16 protein-coding genes are annotated in these 15,573 nt (G+C 65.7%); all 16 read left to right on the top strand.

Going from position 1 to position 15,573, the window contains the following annotated elements:
* The first annotated feature begins 3 nt into the window (after positions 1–3).
* A complete protein-coding gene (locus tag ACJRW5_RS01115) occupies positions 4–549 on the top strand; it encodes a COG4648 family protein (RefSeq protein WP_484568696.1) in 546 nt (181 codons plus the stop codon).
* On the top strand, positions 546–2,210 hold the full coding sequence (locus ACJRW5_RS01110; protein ID WP_484568695.1) for an ApeI family dehydratase: 1,665 nt from the start codon (positions 546–548) through the stop codon (positions 2,208–2,210). The genes ACJRW5_RS01115 and ACJRW5_RS01110 overlap by 4 nt, the downstream gene beginning before the upstream one ends.
* A complete protein-coding gene (locus tag ACJRW5_RS01105; protein WP_484568694.1) occupies positions 2,203–2,949 on the top strand; it encodes a glycosyltransferase family 2 protein in 747 nt (248 codons plus the stop codon). Before ACJRW5_RS01110 ends, ACJRW5_RS01105 begins: the two co-directional genes overlap by 8 nt.
* The gene (locus tag ACJRW5_RS01100) at positions 2,946–3,893 is read left to right on the top strand and encodes an LpxL/LpxP family acyltransferase (protein WP_484568693.1); all 948 of its coding nucleotides are present in this window, start codon (positions 2,946–2,948) and stop codon (positions 3,891–3,893) included. The genes ACJRW5_RS01105 and ACJRW5_RS01100 overlap by 4 nt, the downstream gene beginning before the upstream one ends.
* Complete coding sequence (locus tag ACJRW5_RS01095) at positions 3,874–5,415, top strand: HAL/PAL/TAL family ammonia-lyase (protein ID WP_484568692.1); 1,542 nt, start codon at positions 3,874–3,876, stop codon at positions 5,413–5,415. Before ACJRW5_RS01100 ends, ACJRW5_RS01095 begins: the two co-directional genes overlap by 20 nt.
* An 83-nt stretch (positions 5,416–5,498) precedes the next feature.
* Positions 5,499–5,924, top strand: coding sequence for an acyl-CoA thioesterase (locus ACJRW5_RS01090; RefSeq protein WP_484568691.1), 426 nt, complete (start codon positions 5,499–5,501; stop codon positions 5,922–5,924).
* Between the two features lie 17 nt (positions 5,925–5,941).
* Entirely contained in the window at positions 5,942–6,592 is a 651-nt protein-coding gene (locus ACJRW5_RS01085) for an outer membrane lipoprotein carrier protein LolA (protein ID WP_484569134.1), read from the top strand.
* Entirely contained in the window at positions 6,576–8,903 is a 2,328-nt protein-coding gene (locus ACJRW5_RS01080) for an MMPL family transporter (RefSeq protein ID WP_484568690.1), read from the top strand. Before ACJRW5_RS01085 ends, ACJRW5_RS01080 begins: the two co-directional genes overlap by 17 nt.
* Before the next feature lie 83 nt (positions 8,904–8,986).
* Entirely contained in the window at positions 8,987–10,234 is a 1,248-nt protein-coding gene (locus ACJRW5_RS01075) for an NAD(P)/FAD-dependent oxidoreductase (protein WP_484568689.1), read from the top strand.
* Between the two features lie 13 nt (positions 10,235–10,247).
* On the top strand, positions 10,248–10,970 hold the full coding sequence (locus tag ACJRW5_RS01070) for a class I SAM-dependent methyltransferase (RefSeq protein WP_484568688.1): 723 nt from the start codon (positions 10,248–10,250) through the stop codon (positions 10,968–10,970).
* On the top strand, positions 10,967–11,464 hold the full coding sequence (locus ACJRW5_RS01065; protein WP_484568687.1) for a DUF3261 domain-containing protein: 498 nt from the start codon (positions 10,967–10,969) through the stop codon (positions 11,462–11,464). Before ACJRW5_RS01070 ends, ACJRW5_RS01065 begins: the two co-directional genes overlap by 4 nt.
* Positions 11,464–12,651, top strand: a complete 1,188-nt coding sequence (locus ACJRW5_RS01060) for a beta-ketoacyl-[acyl-carrier-protein] synthase family protein (RefSeq protein WP_484568686.1) — start codon at positions 11,464–11,466, stop codon at positions 12,649–12,651. Before ACJRW5_RS01065 ends, ACJRW5_RS01060 begins: the two co-directional genes overlap by 1 nt.
* Positions 12,648–13,112 (top strand): hotdog family protein, encoded by a 465-nt coding sequence (locus tag ACJRW5_RS01055; protein ID WP_484568685.1) that lies wholly within the window; start codon positions 12,648–12,650, stop codon positions 13,110–13,112. Before ACJRW5_RS01060 ends, ACJRW5_RS01055 begins: the two co-directional genes overlap by 4 nt.
* Positions 13,105–13,833: a 3-oxoacyl-ACP reductase FabG gene (fabG, locus tag ACJRW5_RS01050; protein ID WP_484568684.1), complete on the top strand. Its 729-nt coding sequence runs from the start codon at positions 13,105–13,107 to the stop codon at positions 13,831–13,833. The genes ACJRW5_RS01055 and fabG overlap by 8 nt, the downstream gene beginning before the upstream one ends.
* Complete coding sequence (locus ACJRW5_RS01045) at positions 13,833–15,065, top strand: beta-ketoacyl-ACP synthase (protein ID WP_484568683.1); 1,233 nt, start codon at positions 13,833–13,835, stop codon at positions 15,063–15,065. The genes fabG and ACJRW5_RS01045 overlap by 1 nt, the downstream gene beginning before the upstream one ends.
* A 5-nt stretch (positions 15,066–15,070) precedes the next feature.
* Positions 15,071–15,484: a hypothetical protein gene (locus ACJRW5_RS01040; protein WP_484568682.1), complete on the top strand. Its 414-nt coding sequence runs from the start codon at positions 15,071–15,073 to the stop codon at positions 15,482–15,484.
* Positions 15,485–15,573 lie beyond the last annotated feature (89 nt).

Genomic DNA, 15,573 nt, shown 5'->3' with positions numbered 1-15,573 from the left:
AGCATGGCTCGGCTGTTTGGCCTGCTTCTGCTGCTGGCTGGCGTGCTCTACCCCTTTGCCGTCTATTACGGCATGGAGCACCTGTCACCGCGCCTGTTCGCGGTGCTGCTCGGCGCGCTGTGGCTGGCCCGTGTGCTGACGGCCCGTCAGCGCCCAGGCGGCCTGTGGCTGGCCATATCGGCGCTGGCGTTCTGTCTGCTGCTCGGTGTCGCAGGTGAACCCGCCCTGCTGCGTTGGTACCCGGTACTGCTCAACCTGATGCTGCTGGCGCTGTTCGGCCTCAGCCTGAAGTACGGCCCACCGCTGGTGGAGCGCATGGCCCGTCTGCGCGAGCCGCAGCTGCCGGAAGTCGCCGTACGCTATACGCGCAAGGTCACGCTGGTGTGGACGCTGTTCTTCTGCGCCAACACCCTGGTGCTGATCGCCCTGGCGCTCTGGGCGCCGCTGGCCTGGTGGACGCTGTATACCGGCCTGATCTCCTACGGCCTGATTGGCCTGTTGTTCGCTGGCGAATGGTTGATCCGCCAGCAGGTAAGGAAGCACGAATGACCTGGTTGCCCCTCACCGACCTGTTGCTGGAGGCTCACGCTGGCCGCCAGGTCGCCCTGGAACCCGCCCTCGAACATGGCGCACTGCGCCAACGCGCCTTGCGCCTGGCCGCGGCCCTGCAGGCCCGCGGCATCAAGCGCGTGGCGCTGTATCTGGAAGATGCCGGCGAGCTGGCCATCGCCCTGCTTGGCGCCTGGCGCGCCGGGGTCGAGGTCGTGCTGCCGGCTGACGCGCAAGCACAGACGCGTCAGCGCCTGGTCACGCAGGTCGACCTGTGGCTCGACGACCTGACCGGGCTCGATGCCGAAGCACTGCCGGCGGCGCGCCTGCAGCCCGAGCACTGCCGTCTGACGCTGTGTACTTCAGGCTCCAGCGGTGAACCCAAGCTGATCGACAAGAACCTGACGCAACTGGCCAACGAGGTCGAGGCACTGGAGCAGTTGTGGGGCGCCAGCCTGGGCAACGCCAGCATCCTCGGCAGCGTCGCCTGCCAGCATATCTACGGGTTGCTGTTCCGCCTGCTCTGGCCGCTGTGCGCCGGCCGGCCATTCCATCGCCGCGCGCTGCCCTTCCCGGAAGATCTGCAGCGCATCAGCCTGAGCCAGGCGGCATTCGCCTGGATCGCCAGCCCGGCGCTGCTCAAGCGCATGAGCGACAACCTCGACTGGGCGGCGCTGAGCCGCGTACAGCGAGTGTTCTCCTCCGGTGGCGCGCTGCCGGCCGAGGCTGCCAGCGCGCTGCAGGAACGCCTTGGCCAATGGCCGACGGAAATCTACGGCAGCTCCGAAACCGGAGGGATCGGCTGGCGCCAGGGAGACACCCCCTGGCAAGCCTTCCCCGGCGTCGAGCTGAGTCTCGACGAGGCGGGAGCCTTGCGTATCGCCTCGCCCTACCTGCCGAGCGGGCATATCGAGCAGAGCATGGACGCCGCCGAGCTGGGTAGTGATGGTCGCTTCGTTCTACGCGGCCGCCTCGACCGTATCGTCAAGCTGGAAGAAAAACGCATCGCCCTGCCGATGATCGAGCAGACGCTGATCGATCATGAATGGGTGGCCGACGCGCGTGTCGGCGTCATTCAGGAGGGGCGCGCCTTCCTGGGCGCGGTGCTGGCGCTGAGCCCGGCGGGTATGCACACGCTGCGCAACGAAGGCCGGCGCACGCTGACCGAAACGCTGCGCCGCCATCTGGCCGAACACTGCGAAACCATCGCCCTGCCCCGTCGCTGGCGCCTGCTGCAGGAGCTGCCCTACAGCAGCCAGGGCAAGCTGCCACAGAAAGAGATCGAAGCGCTGTTGCAGGCTGCGCGGCCAACTCGCGCGGAGCCCAGCAGTTGCGAAGAACGCGACGGCGAGTGGCTGCTGCAACTGCCAGTGCCGCTGGACCTTGCCCACTTCACCGGGCACTTCCCAAAAACGCCGGTGCTGCCGGGCGTGGTCCAGGTCGATTGGGCGCAGCATCTGGCGCGTCGTTTCATTCCCGAGCTGCCGCCGCGCTTCGCCGGCATGGAAGTGCTCAAGTTCCAGCAACTGGTGCGCCCCGGCGACACCCTGAAGCTGACCCTGCGCTTCGATGCCGAGCGCGGCAAACTGTACTTCGCCTACCACAACGGCGAGGCCGCCTGTTCGTCCGGGCGCATCCTGCTGGAGCCGGCCCATGGCTGAGCCTGGCTTCCGTCCCTGCGCGGTCATCCCGGTCTACAACCACGAGCAGCCACTGCCCGGGGTTGTCGACGCCCTGCGCGAGGCCGGCCTGCCCTGCCTGTTGGTGGATGACGGCTCGCACGCGGCCTGCGCCGCGGTCATGGACGAGCTGGCCCGGCAACCAGAGGTCGCGTTGCTGCGTCTGCCCAGCAACCAGGGCAAGGGCGGCGCAGTGGCAGCCGGCCTGCGTGAGGCGGCGCGCCTGGGCTACAGCCATGCGCTGCAGGTGGATGCCGACGGCCAGCATGACCTGAGCACCCTCGAGACCTTTCTGAGCACCGCACAGCAGCATCCGCAGGCAATGATCTGCGGCTACCCGGAATATGACGAGAGCGTGCCGAAGGGTCGCCTCTATGCCCGCTACCTGACCCACGTGTGGGTCTGGATCAACTGCCTGTCATTGCAGATTCGCGACTCCATGTGCGGCTTTCGCGTTTACCCGCTGACGCAGACTCTGGCACTGCTGGACAGCTGCCGCATCGGACGGCGCATGGATTTCGACACCGAGATTCTGGTGCGCATGGCCTGGCGCGAGCAGCCCATGCACTGGCTGCCAACCCGCGTGCACTACCCCGAGGACGGTCTTTCGCACTTTCGCCTATGGCAGGACAACCTGCTGATCTCGGGCATGCACGCCCGGCTGTTCTTCGGCATGCTGATCCGCGCCCCGAGAATCATCTGGCGCAGGCTGGCGGCATGAGTGTGATGGGGCAGAAAGGTCACTGGGCCAAACAGGGCGAGCGCGGCAGCTTCCTGCTGATGCGCTTCACCGCTGCTGCCGTGCGACTGCTGGGCAGGCGCCCACTGGCGCCGCTGCTGTATCTGATCGTGCTGTACTTCTTCATCTTCGGGCGGCGCGCGCGCGCCAGTATCACGCAGTACCAGCAGCATCTCGCGAGCTGGAGCGCACGCCCCGAACTGGCCCCCCGCGCGGGCTCCGTGCTGCGCCAGTTTCTCGCCTTCGCCGACAGCCTGCTGGACAAGCTGGACGTGTGGAACGGCCGCCTGCCATTGCAGCAGTTGCAACTGGTCGACCCCGATGATCTGCGCGGACAGCTGCATGCCGGCGGCCGCGGACAACTGCTGGTCGGCGCTCACCTGGGCAACCTGGAAGTGTGCCGGGCCCTGGCCGAACTTGGCGAGCAGGTACGCATGAACGTGCTGGTCCACACCAAGCACGCCGAGCGCTTCAATCGCCTGCTTGGCGAAGCCGGCGCCAGCCACCTGCGCCTGATTCAGGTCAGCGAGCTGGACCCGGCGATCATGCTGCAACTGGCCGAACGCCTCGAGCGCGGAGAATGGCTGGCCATCGCCGGAGACCGCGTGCCGCTGCATGGCGGTCGGCACACCGTGGTCGATTTCCTCGGCCAACCCGCTGCCTTCCCGCAAGGCCCCTGGCTGTTGGCCGGTTTACTGCAATGCCCGGTAAGCCTGGTGCACTGCCTGAAAATCGATGGCCGCTATCAGGTTCGCCTGGAACACTTTGCCGACAGCGTGCAATGGACACGTCGCGAGCGCGAGCGAGTCATCGCCGAGTGGGCGCAACGTTATGCACAACGCCTGGGCGAGCATTGCCTAGACGCACCGCAACAATGGTTCAACTTCTACCCATTCTGGAAGCAAGATGACGACATACCAGCCTGAGCCGGTGATCTTCGGCGAACGCGCCCTGACCATCGAGAACATCGTAGCCCTGTCGCAGCGCCAGGCGCGCGCGCAGCTGCAGGACGATGCCGCCTACCGCGAGAAGATCGCCAAGGGCGCACGCTTTCTCGACACCCTGCTGGACAAGGAAGGCGTGATCTACGGCGTCACCACCGGTTACGGCGACTCCTGCGTGGTAGCCGTGCCGCTGCATCAGGTCGAAGCCCTGCCCAAGCACCTGTTCACCTTCCACGGCTGCGGCCTGGGCAAGCTGCTCGATGCGCCAAGCACGCGCGCCGTGCTCGCGGCCCGCTTGCAGTCGCTGTGCCATGGGGTATCCGGGGTGCGTGTCGAGCTGCTGGAGCGCATCCAGGCGTTCATCGAGCACGACGTACTGCCACTGATCCCCGAAGAGGGCTCGGTTGGTGCCAGCGGCGACCTGACCCCGCTGTCCTATGTCGCAGCCACCCTCACCGGCGAACGTGACGTGCTGTACAAGGGCGAGCGCCGCAGCGCCGCCGAGGTGCACCGGGAGCTGGGCTGGACGCCGCTGACCCTGCGTCCGAAAGAAGCCCTGGCGCTGATGAACGGCACCGCCGTGATGACCGCTCTGGCCTGCCTGGCCTATTCGCGCGCCGACTACCTGCTCAAGCTGGCGACGCGCATCACCGCCCTCAACGTGATCGCCCTGGAAGGCAACCCGGAACACTTCGACGAGCGTCTGTTCGCCGCCAAGCCGCACCCGGGCCAGACCCAGGTCGCCGCCTGGATCCGCCAGGACCTGGCCGTCGAAGCGCCGCTGCCGCCACTGCATCGCCTGCAGGATCGCTACTCGATCCGCTGCGCGCCGCACGTACTCGGCGTGCTGGCCGACAGCCTGGGCCTGCTGCGCCAGTTCATCGAGACCGAGCTGAACAGCGCCAACGACAACCCGCTGTTCGACGCCGAAACCGAGCGCACCCTGCATGGCGGCCACTTCTATGGCGGGCATATCGCCTTCGCCATGGACAGCCTGAAGAACCTGGTCGGCAACGTCGCCGACCTGCTCGACCGCCAGCTCGCCCTGCTGGTCGACAGTCGCTACAACCACGGCCTGCCGAGCAACCTGTCCGGGGCCCCGGCCGCGACGGCGATGATCAACCACGGCTTCAAGGCCGTGCAGATCGGCGCCAGCGCCTGGACCGCCGAAGCGCTGAAGAACACCCTGCCGGCCAGCGTGTTCTCGCGCTCCACCGAATGCCACAACCAGGACAAGGTGAGTATGGGCACCATCGCCGCGCGTGATGCGTTGCGCAGCCTGGAGCTGACCGAGCAGGTCGCCGCTGCCACCCTGCTGGCCGCCAATCAGGGCGTATGGTTGCGCGAGCGCGCTGGCAAGCGCGATATCCCGGCACCGCTGGCGGCAATGCGTGAGCAGCTGGCTGGTGACTTCCCTCCGGTGATCGAAGACTGCGCCCTGGAGGGCGAACTGCGCCTGTGCCTGGAGCGCATTCGCAGCCAGCACTGGAGCCTGTATGCCTGAGTCTGTTCTGGTGCGCAGGGCGCACCCTACGATCCACTGCCAGGCTGGGGCCGCCATGCGCACCATCGGCACAGGAGCGATCCATGCGTAAGTCAGGTGTGTTGCAGGCCGAGGTCGAGCTGCAGGTGCAGTTCTACGACGTCGACATGATGGAAATCGTCTGGCACGGCCACTACGTCAAATACTTCGAGCAGGCGCGCTGCGCCCTGCTCGACAAGCTCGGCCACAACTACCGGCAGATGCGCGACTCCGGCTACGCCTGGCCGGTGATCGACCTGCAGCTTCGCTATGTGCGCGGTGCCCAGTTCGGCCAGCGCATCGTCGTGCGCGCCGATCTGGTCGAGTGGGAGAGCCGCCTGAAGATCAACTACCTGATCAGCGATGCCGAAACCGGCGAGCGCATGACCCGTGGCAGCAGCGTGCAGGTCGCGGTGGAAATCGCCACGCGGGAAATGCAGTTCGCCTCGCCACAGGTGTTCGTCGAGGCAGTTGAGAGGGCGTTGGCGTGAGCAAATGCGTAGCCCGGATGAAAGCCGGGGAGTGCAACGCCGCAAAAGCCCCGAATTGCATCCGGGCTACGAGGCTGTCGCGAATTGTCTCCGCGCTACTGTTCACCTGCCTCACCTCCCTGGCTCACGCCTTCAGCCTCGACGACCTCAGCACCCAGCTGTCCCAACCCCAAGTGGTACGTGGCGACTTCATCCAGGAGAAGCACCTGCGCGCCCTGCCGCAGCCGCTGACCAGTCGTGGCAACTTCGTTCTGGCCAGGGAGCAGGGCCTGCTCTGGCTGCTCGCAAGCCCGCTGCGGCAGGACTACCGTATCGATGCACAAGGCATTGCCAGACGCACCGAGCAGGGCTGGCAACGGGTCGCCCAGCAAAGTGCCACCGCTCAGCAGAACCGCCTGTTCCTTGCCGTGCTCAAGGGTGACAGCAGCGGCCTGCGCGAGGATTTCGAACTCAGCCTGAGCGGCAACGCCGATGCCTGGCAGCTCGAACTGACGCCACGCAGCGTCCTGCTCAAGCAGGTGTTCAGCCGCATCCTGATCGACGGCGGCGAACTGGTACAACGCATCGAGTTGCAGGAAACCCAGGGCGACAGCACCGTGCTGCGCCTCGAAAACAACCGGGCAGCAGCCTCGCTGAGCGACGCGGAGTTGCATGACTTCCAGAGTTGAACACTGGGGCTCGAAGCTCTTTCCACTCGCCCTGCTCCTGCTCATCGCGGCTGCCATCTGGCAGTGGCGCGGCGCTGCCCCGGTGTCCGCCAACCTGCTGGAACTGGTACCCAGCGCCACACCGGACGCACTCGAAGAGCAGGCCGTGCAGCGCATGCAGGAGCCGCTCAACCGCGAACTGCTGGTACTGATCAGCCACCCACGGCGCGAGCAGGCCATGGCACTCGCCGCTGAACTGGGTCAGCAATGGCAGCAGCAAGCACCGTTCGAGAAAGTGCAGTGGGCGCCACAGGCCGACCTCTCCAGCCTGCGCCAACAACTGCAGGAACAACGCCTGGCCCTGCTGCCGACAGCCGAGCGCGAGCTGCTGATCGATGCTCCCGCAGCATTCATCGAAAAACGCGTACAGGACCTGTTCGACCCGTTCCGCAGCCAGGGCGTGGTCGCCACCAATGACGACCTGCTGGGCCTGAGCACCCTGATCGAGAAAGGCCTGCCACACAGCCACGACCTGCAGGTCGACCTCAGCGGTGCACTGATCGCCGAGAGCGAGGGCGTCACCTGGGCACTGCTGCGAGCGCGCACCACAGCCGGCGCATTCGACGGCAACCTGGCCATGGCCGTGGACGACCTGGTCACCAAGGCACGCCAGGACGTAGAGGCGCGCGGCGGACAACTGCTGGCCAGCAGCGGACTGCTCTATTCCGCCCACGGTCAGCGCGAGGCCACCCGCGAGATCAGCCTGATGGGCAGCATCGCCAGCGCCGGCGCGGTGCTGCTGATGCTGCTGGTGTTCCGCCGTGCATGCATCGTCCTGGCGTTCATTCCAGCCGCAGTCGGCGTGCTCGCCGGGCTGACCGCCTGCATCGCGGTATTCGGCCATATTCATGTGATGACGCTGGTGCTGGGCGCCAGCCTGATCGGCGTGGCCATCGATTACCCCCTGCACCTGCTGTCCAAGAGCTGGACGCTGCAGCCCTGGGACAGCAGGCGCGCGCTGCGTGCCACACTGCTTGGCCTGACACTGGGCCTGCTGAGCAATGTCATCGGTTATCTGGCCCTGGCCTTCACCCCGTTTCCGGCCCTCAAGCAGGTGGCTATCTTCTCCGCCGCCGGCCTGCTCGGCACCTACCTGAGCACCCTGTACCTGCTGCCGTTGTTGCTTGGCAAAGTCGAGATTCGTCCCTGGCAGGCACCGATGGCACTGGCCCAGCGCCTGCTCGACTGGCGCCGGGCCCTGCTACGCCGGGTACCGACACCCTGGCTGCTGCTGATCTTCGCGCTGTTCTGCATGGGTGGCGTGCTGCAGCTCTCGCACAAGGACGACCTGCGCCAGTGGGCCAGCGTACCGCCGCAGTTGCTGGAGCAGTCGAAAGCCATTGGCCAGATCATCGGCATACGCCCCACCAGCCAGTTCTTCCTGGTCCGCGGCAAGGACGAGGAACAGCTGCTGCAACGCCAGCTGCAGTTGAGCAAGCGACTCGACGGCCTGGTGCAACAGGGGCAGCTGAGCAGCTACCTGGCGCTCAGCCAGCTGATCGCCCCACGCACGCAACAGGAGCGCTTGCGCCAGGCCGTGGCAAGGCTGACCGAACACAGCAGCGCACTCACTGCATTGGGCATTCCCGCCACGGCAATCGACGCGGAAGTGCATCAATTACAGGCGCTGCCCACGCTGGGTATCGAAGCGGTGCTGGCAGCGCCGCTGGGCGAGCCCTGGCGACCGCTATGGCTGGGCCGGACAGATAACGGCCAGGTCGCCGGGCTGATCAGCCTGCAGGGCCTGAGCGATAGCGACCTGCTTGCCGGCCAGGCCGAAGGGCTCGAGGGCGTGCAACTGGTCGACCGCCTCGGCGAACTCAATCGCCTGTTCGCTGCCACCCAGGTCAGTGCGGCCGAGCTCAAACTGGCCTCCTGCCTGCTGATCTTCATCCTGCTGTGCGTCCCCTTCGGCGCACGCGGCGCGGCCCGCATACTGGCCGTTTCGCTGCTGGCTGCACTGGCCAGCCTGGCGTGCCTCGGCTGGCTGGGGCAGCCATTGACCCTGTTCAGCCTGTTCGGCCTGCTGCTGGTCACCGCCATCGGCGTGGACTACGCCATCCTGATCCGCGAACGGGTCGGCGGTGCGGCCACCAGCCTGCTCGGTACGCTGCTGTCGGCGCTGACCACCTGGCTGTCATTTGGTCTGTTGGCCGTATCGAGCACGCCTGCCGTGAGTAATTTCGGCCTGACCATCAGCATTGGCCTGGTCTTCAGTTTCCTCCTGGCCCCCTGGGCGAGCGACAGGCAAGCCGAGGCGCAACCGGAATGATCCCATCTGCATTACCCGTTACCCATAACCCCTGGCGCACGATGCGCCAGGCATGCCCACAACCTTGAGGCGAAGAAGTCGTCATGCAATCTCCTGAAATCGAACAGCGTCAGATCGTCGTTATCGGTGCAGGGCCGTCCGGAGCAATCGCGGCAGCCATTCTCAAACGCCAGGGGCATGACGTGCTGGTGCTCGAGCGACAGCGTTTCCCGCGTTTTTCCATCGGCGAAAGCCTGCTGTCGCATTGCCTCGATTTCATCGAGGAAGCGGGCATGCTCGAGGCGGTCCAGGCGGCAGGATTCCAGACCAAGCATGGTGCAGCCTTCGCCTGGGGTGAGCGTTACACCGAGTTCGATTTCCGCGACAAATTCACCGCGGGCCACGGCTCCACCTACCAGGTGATCCGTGCCGACTTCGACAAGCTGCTGGCCGACGAAGCAGCCCGCCAGGGCGTGGAAATTCGCTATGAAGAGGAAATCTTCGCGGCGGATTTCAGCGGCGACTGCCCGCGCCTGTCGGTGCGCCGTCTGGCCGATGGCCTCGAGTACCAAGTCGAGTGCGCCTTCGTCCTCGACGGCAGTGGCTACGGCCGGGTACTGCCGCGCCTGCTCGATCTCGACACGCCGTCTGCCTTCCCGGTACGCCGCGCGGTGTTCACCCACATCGAGGACCGCATCGATCCGGCCAGCGGCTTCGACCGCGAAAAAATCCTTATCACCACCCACCCGACCCTGCGCGACGTGTGGTTCTGGACCATTCCGTTCAGCAATGGCCGCTGCTCGCTGGGCGTGGTCGCTGCCGCCGAGCACTACGCCAACCGCCCGCAGGACCTGGATGCCTGCCTGCGCCAGTTCGTCGAAGAAACGCCTTCGCTGGGCAAGGTGCTGGGCAATGCCGTCTGGGATACCCCGGCGCGCGAGATCAACGGTTACTCGGCCAACGTCAAGAGCCTGCATGGCCGTGGTTTCGCCCTGCTGGGCAACGCCGCCGAGTTTCTCGACCCGGTATTCAGCTCCGGCGTCACCATCGCCATGCGCTCGGCAAGCATGGCAGCCGGCCTGCTGCACCGCCAGCTGGGTGGCGAGGCAGTGGACTGGGAACAGGAGTTCGCCGTGCCGCTCAAGCGCGGCGTGGATACGTTCCGCGTGTATGTGCAGGGTTGGTACGATGGCTCCTTCCAGGACGTGATCTATTACGAGAAGGCATCGCCGGAGATTCGCCGTATGATCAGCTCGATCCTCGCCGGCTATGCCTGGGATACCCAGAACCCCTACGTGGCAGAGCCCAAGCGCCGACTCGGTGTACTGGCCGAACTCTGTGCCCTGAACTGACAAAGGAGTGTCGATGAACAGCGCCCCACCCGTTTCGCCCACCTACGTCGAGGAAACCCGCTTCGGCTTCTGGTTCCTGCAAAGCCATGTGTGGCAACACCATGTGTTGCGGGTGGCGATCAACGATCTGCTGCGCCTGCTCGGCGAGCCGTTGCCACAGGCAGCGGTGCTGCTCGATGCCGGCTGCGGCCAGGGGCGTTCTTTCCAGTTGCTACAGCAGGCATTCGCACCGGCGCGCATGATCGGTCTGGATGCCGACCCGCACAGCCTCGACTGCTCGCGCCGGGAAGCTGAACGACTGGGTCTCGATGTCGAGTTGGTGGCCAGTGACTGCGCCGCCATCGACCTGCCCGACGCCAGCGTCGACCTGCTGTTCTGCCACCAGACGCTGCACCATCTGGTGGAGCAGGAAAAGGCGCTGGCCGAATTCTGGCGGGTGCTCAAACCCGGCGGCCGGTTGCTGCTAGCGGAATCGACCAAGTACTACATCGACACCTGGGTAATCCGCTGGCTGTTTCGCCATCCGATGCACGTGCAGCGCAGTGCCCAACAGTACCTCGACATGCTCGGCGCCCAGGGCTTCGAATTCAGCGACGCACAGGTCTCCTATCCCTACCTGTGGTGGAGCCGCTCCAAGGACTTCGGCCTGCTCGAACGCTGGGGGCTGATGCGCCCGAAACCAGTGGGCCAGCGCGACGAAACCCTGCTCAACGTGGTGGCACGCAAACCGCTATGAGCCGCATTGCCCTGCTTCTCGCCAGCCTCCTGCTCGCGGCCTGTGCCGCGCGCACCCCGCTGCCCGAGGTGACACCGCCGCTCGCCGCGCCACTGCCGCTGACCCTGCAGATCCAGCGCCAGCAAGCCGATGACAGACAGGACTGGCTCCTGGTGATCCAGCGTGAAGGCCAGACCCTGCGCTGGTCATTGCTCGATCCTCTGGGGATTCCTCTGGCTCGTCAGCGCCTGCAAGCCGGCACGTGGCAGAATGACGGCCTGCTGCCGCCCAACCCGGAAGCCAGGGAGCTGTTCGCGGCCCTGCTGTTCGCCCTCACTGACGAGGCCGCGCTGCCAGGCAGTTACCCCGTCGGCAGTTGGCAACGGCGTGCCGACGGCGGGCGCGAGTTGGCACCACACTGGCAGGTAAACTACAGCTCCACGCTGAACTTCAGCCTCGCCAGGCCGGAGCTGAGCTATCGGATAAGCGTACTGACTCAGGAAGACCGCAATTGATGCCCAGCTACCTCAACGCACTCGGAGTTGTCTGCGCCCTCGGTGCCGACAAGCAAGCCGTGGCCGATGCGCTGTTCGCCGGTGACAGCAGCGGCATGCGCGCCGAGGACGGCTGGGTCAGCGGGCGGCAACTGACCGTAGGCGCCGTGCGCGCGCAGCTACCAGCGATGCCCACAGGCTTCGAGGCCGCACAAAGCCGCAACAACCAGCTGCTGCTGGCCGCGGCGTTGCAGATCGAGGCGCAGCTGCGTACGGCGATCGAGCGCTATGGCGCGGCGCGCGTCGGCCTGGTATTGGGCACCAGTACATCGGGCATCCGCGAGGCCGGCGAGCATATCGCCCGCTACGTTCAGGACGGCGAACTGCCGCGCGAATACAGTTACGCCGAGCAGGAAATGGCCGCTCCGGCGACCTTCCTCGCTGACTGGCTGGGCCTGACCGGCCCCGTCTATTGCCAGTCAACGGCCTGCACATCCAGCGCCCGCGCGTTGCTCAGCGCTCATCGCCTGCTGCAGCAAGGCATCTGCGACGCAGTGGTCTGCGGCGGCGTGGACAGCCTGTGCCGCCTGACGCTCAATGGTTTTTCCTCGCTGGAGGCGGTGTCCGCCGAGCCGTGCAACCCGTTCTCGGTCAATCGCAACGGCATCAACATCGGTGAAGCCGCGGCCCTGTTCCTGATGAGCCGCGAACCTGCGCCCATTAGCTTCTTCGGCGGCGGCGCCAGCTCCGACGCCCACCATATTTCCGCGCCGCACCCGGACGGCCTCGGCGCCCTCAGCGCAATGCAGAAAGCCTTGAACAACGCAGGGCTGGCACCTGAGCAGATCGACTACCTGAACCTGCACGGCACCGCGACCCGCCACAACGATGCAATGGAGAGCAAGGCCGTCCACAGCCTGTTCCCCGATGGTGTCGCCTGCTCCTCGAGCAAACCCATGACCGGGCATACCCTGGGCGCAGCCGGCGCACTGGAGGCCGCCTTCTGCTGGCTGAGCCTCAGCGAGCACAACCCCGACACCCTGCTGCCACCTCACCTCTGGGACGGACAATGCGATCCGCAGCTGCACGCTCTGCAGCTGACCCAGCCGGGTGAGCGCCTGCGGCGTAAGCAAGGCCGATACCTGATGAGTAACTCCTTCGCCTTTGGCGGCAACAACATCGCCCTGATTCTCGGAGACGCACCATGAGCCTGTGGCCTGTAGCCGAACTGGTGCCACACGCCGGCAACATGGTGCTGCTCGATGAAGTGCTGAGCTGCGACACGGAAGCCATCGAGGTCCGCCTCATGGTGCGCCCGGACAGCCTGCTCAGCGACAGCGACGGCGACATGCCGGCCTGGACCGGCATCGAGCTGATGGCCCAGGCCATCGCCGCTTTCGCCGGCGTCCAGGCCAAGCGCGCCGGCCAGCCGGTGGAACTGGGCTTCCTGCTGGGCACACGCAAATACAGCTGCAACGTCGAGCGTTTTCCGGCCGGCAGCGAACTGCGCATCCGCGCCCTATGCTCGCTGCAGGACGACAACGGCATGGGCGTGTTCGAGTGCCATCTCGACGGCCCCGATATCCACGCCGAAGCCCGCCTCAACGTATTCCGCCCGCCGCAGCCGGCGGTCTATCTACAAGAACTGCAAGAACAATCCAATGACTGAAACCATCCTCGTCACCGGCTCCAGCCGCGGCATAGGCCGCGCTATCGCGCTGCGCCTGGCCCGCTCGGGCTACGACATCGTCCTGCACTGCCGCTCGCGCCGCGATGAAGCCGAAGCCGTGCAGGCGCAGATCCATGAACTGGGCCAGCAGGCGCGCATCCTGCAGTTCGACGTCTCCGACCGCGCCGCCTGCCGCACCGCCCTGGAAGCCGATATCGAAGCACACGGCGCCTACTACGGCGTGGTGTGCAATGCCGGCCTGACCCGCGACGGCGCTTTCCCGGCGCTGTCCGAGGAGGACTGGGACCAGGTGCTACGCACCAACCTCGATGGTTTCTACAACGTGCTGCACCCGCTGACCATGCCGATGATCCGCCGCCGCACTGCCGGGCGCATCGTCTGCATCACCTCGGTATCGGGGCTGGTGGGCAATCGTGGCCAGGTCAACTACAGCGCCTCCAAGGCTGGCGTCATAGGCGCGGCCAAGGCACTGGCCATCGAGCTGGCCAAACGCAAGATCACCGTCAACTGCGTGGCCCCCGGGTTGATCGACACCGAGATTCTCGACGAGCTGGTGCCAGTGGAGGAAATCCTCAAGATGATTCCGGCCGCGCGCATGGGCACCCCGGAAGAAGTCGCCGGCGCGGTGAACTTCCTGATGTCCGCCGAGGCGGCGTACATTACCCGCCAGGTACTCGCGGTCAACGGTGGGCTGTGCTGATGAAACGTGTCGTCGTCACCGGCATGGCCGGTATCACCTCGCTGGGCAGCGACTGGCCGACCATTTCGGCCAACTTCAAGGCCGGCAAGAGCGGCATCCGCCGCATGGACGAATGGGATCGCTTCACTGAGCTGAACACCCGCCTGGGTGGGCCGGTGGACGACTTCGTCCAGCCCAAGCACTGGAACCGCAAGCAGACGCGCAGCATGGGCCGCGTATCGAAGCTTGCGGTATTCGCCGCCGAGCGCGCGTTGGAGCATGCCGGCCTGCTCGGCGATCCGTGCATCGCCGACGGCCGTATGGGCGTGGCCTGCGGCTCGTCCACCGGCAGCACCGAGGAGGTCAAGGCCTTCGGCAACATGCTGCTGAACTCGGTCGCCGATGGCCTCAACGCCAACTCCTACATTCGCATGATGCCGCACACCACGGCGGCCAATATCAGCATCTTCTTCGGCCTCAAGGGCCGCCTGATTCCCACCTCCAGCGCCTGCACCAGCGGCAGCCAGGGCATCGGCTATGCCTATGAGGCGATCAAGTTCGGGCGTCTGAAGATGATGCTCGCTGGCGGCGCCGAGGAACTCTGCCCCACCGAGGCGATGGTGTTCGACGCGCTCTACGCCACCAGCCTGAAGAACGACGCCCCGCACACCAGCCCGCGCCCCTACGACAGCGGCCGTGATGGCCTGGTGATCGGCGAAGGCGCCGGCATCCTGGTGCTCGAAGAGCTCGAACACGCTCTCGCCCGCGGCGCCACCATCCATGCCGAGATCGTCGGCTTCGGTTGCAACGCCGATGGCCAGCACGCCACCAAACCGGTGCAGGAAACCATGCGCGGCGCCATGCAGCTGGCGCTGGACGATGCCGGCCTGGAGCCCGCGGCCATCGGTTACGTCAATGGTCACGGCACGGCCACCGAACAGGGCGACGTCGCCGAGACCCTGGCCACCAGCAGCCTGTTCGGCCCGAACATGCCGATCAGCTCGCAGAAGAGCTATTTTGGCCACACCCTCGGCGCCTGCGGCGCACTGGAGTCCTGGTTCAGCATCGAGATGATGAACTCAGACAGCTATGTACATACGCTCAACCTCGATCAGATCGACCCGGCCTGCGGCGAGTTGGACTATCTGTGCGGCGAATTCCGCACCATGCGCCACGAGTACGTGATGAACAACAACTTCGCCTTCGGCGGCGTGAACACTTCTCTGATCTTCAAGCGTTGGCACCAGGTATGAAACTGATGACTCCCCGAATCCTTCCACGCCTTCTGTTCGTCCTGCTGCTGGTGGGACTCGCCGCCTGCAGCCGCGTGCAGCCGATCATGACCGTTCATCAGGAGCTGCCCGCCAATACCACACTGAGCGACGAGCAACTGCGCGAGCCGCTGATCCGCGCCCTGACCAGAGCCAGATGGACCCTGGAAGAAGAAGAGGCCAATCGCATCCTCGCACGCATCGACTTCCGCCAGCACAGCGCCTCCATTACCATCGACTACGCTGGCGGACGCTACGACATTCGCTATCGTGACAGCCAGGATCTGGACTACGCGGATGGCAAGATTCACAAGCGCTACAACGCACTGGTGAAGAAGCTCAATCGGGTGATCCTGCAGGAAGTCCGCATCGCACAAAACCTCAACGGTTCGCTGCAATAAGAGAGTGTTTACCAAGCCGCGAGCGAAGGTCAGGCTGATGTCAACGCAGCATGGCCGAGCGCAGTAATTTGTAGGCACCCTCGAACATC

Origin of the sequence: Pseudomonas pichavaramensis, assembly GCF_050473265.1 — a bacterium.
Taxonomy (GTDB): domain Bacteria; phylum Pseudomonadota; class Gammaproteobacteria; order Pseudomonadales; family Pseudomonadaceae; genus Aquipseudomonas.
Note: the sequence above shows the minus strand (reverse complement) of the source record. Positions and strands in the feature narration are given on the sequence as shown.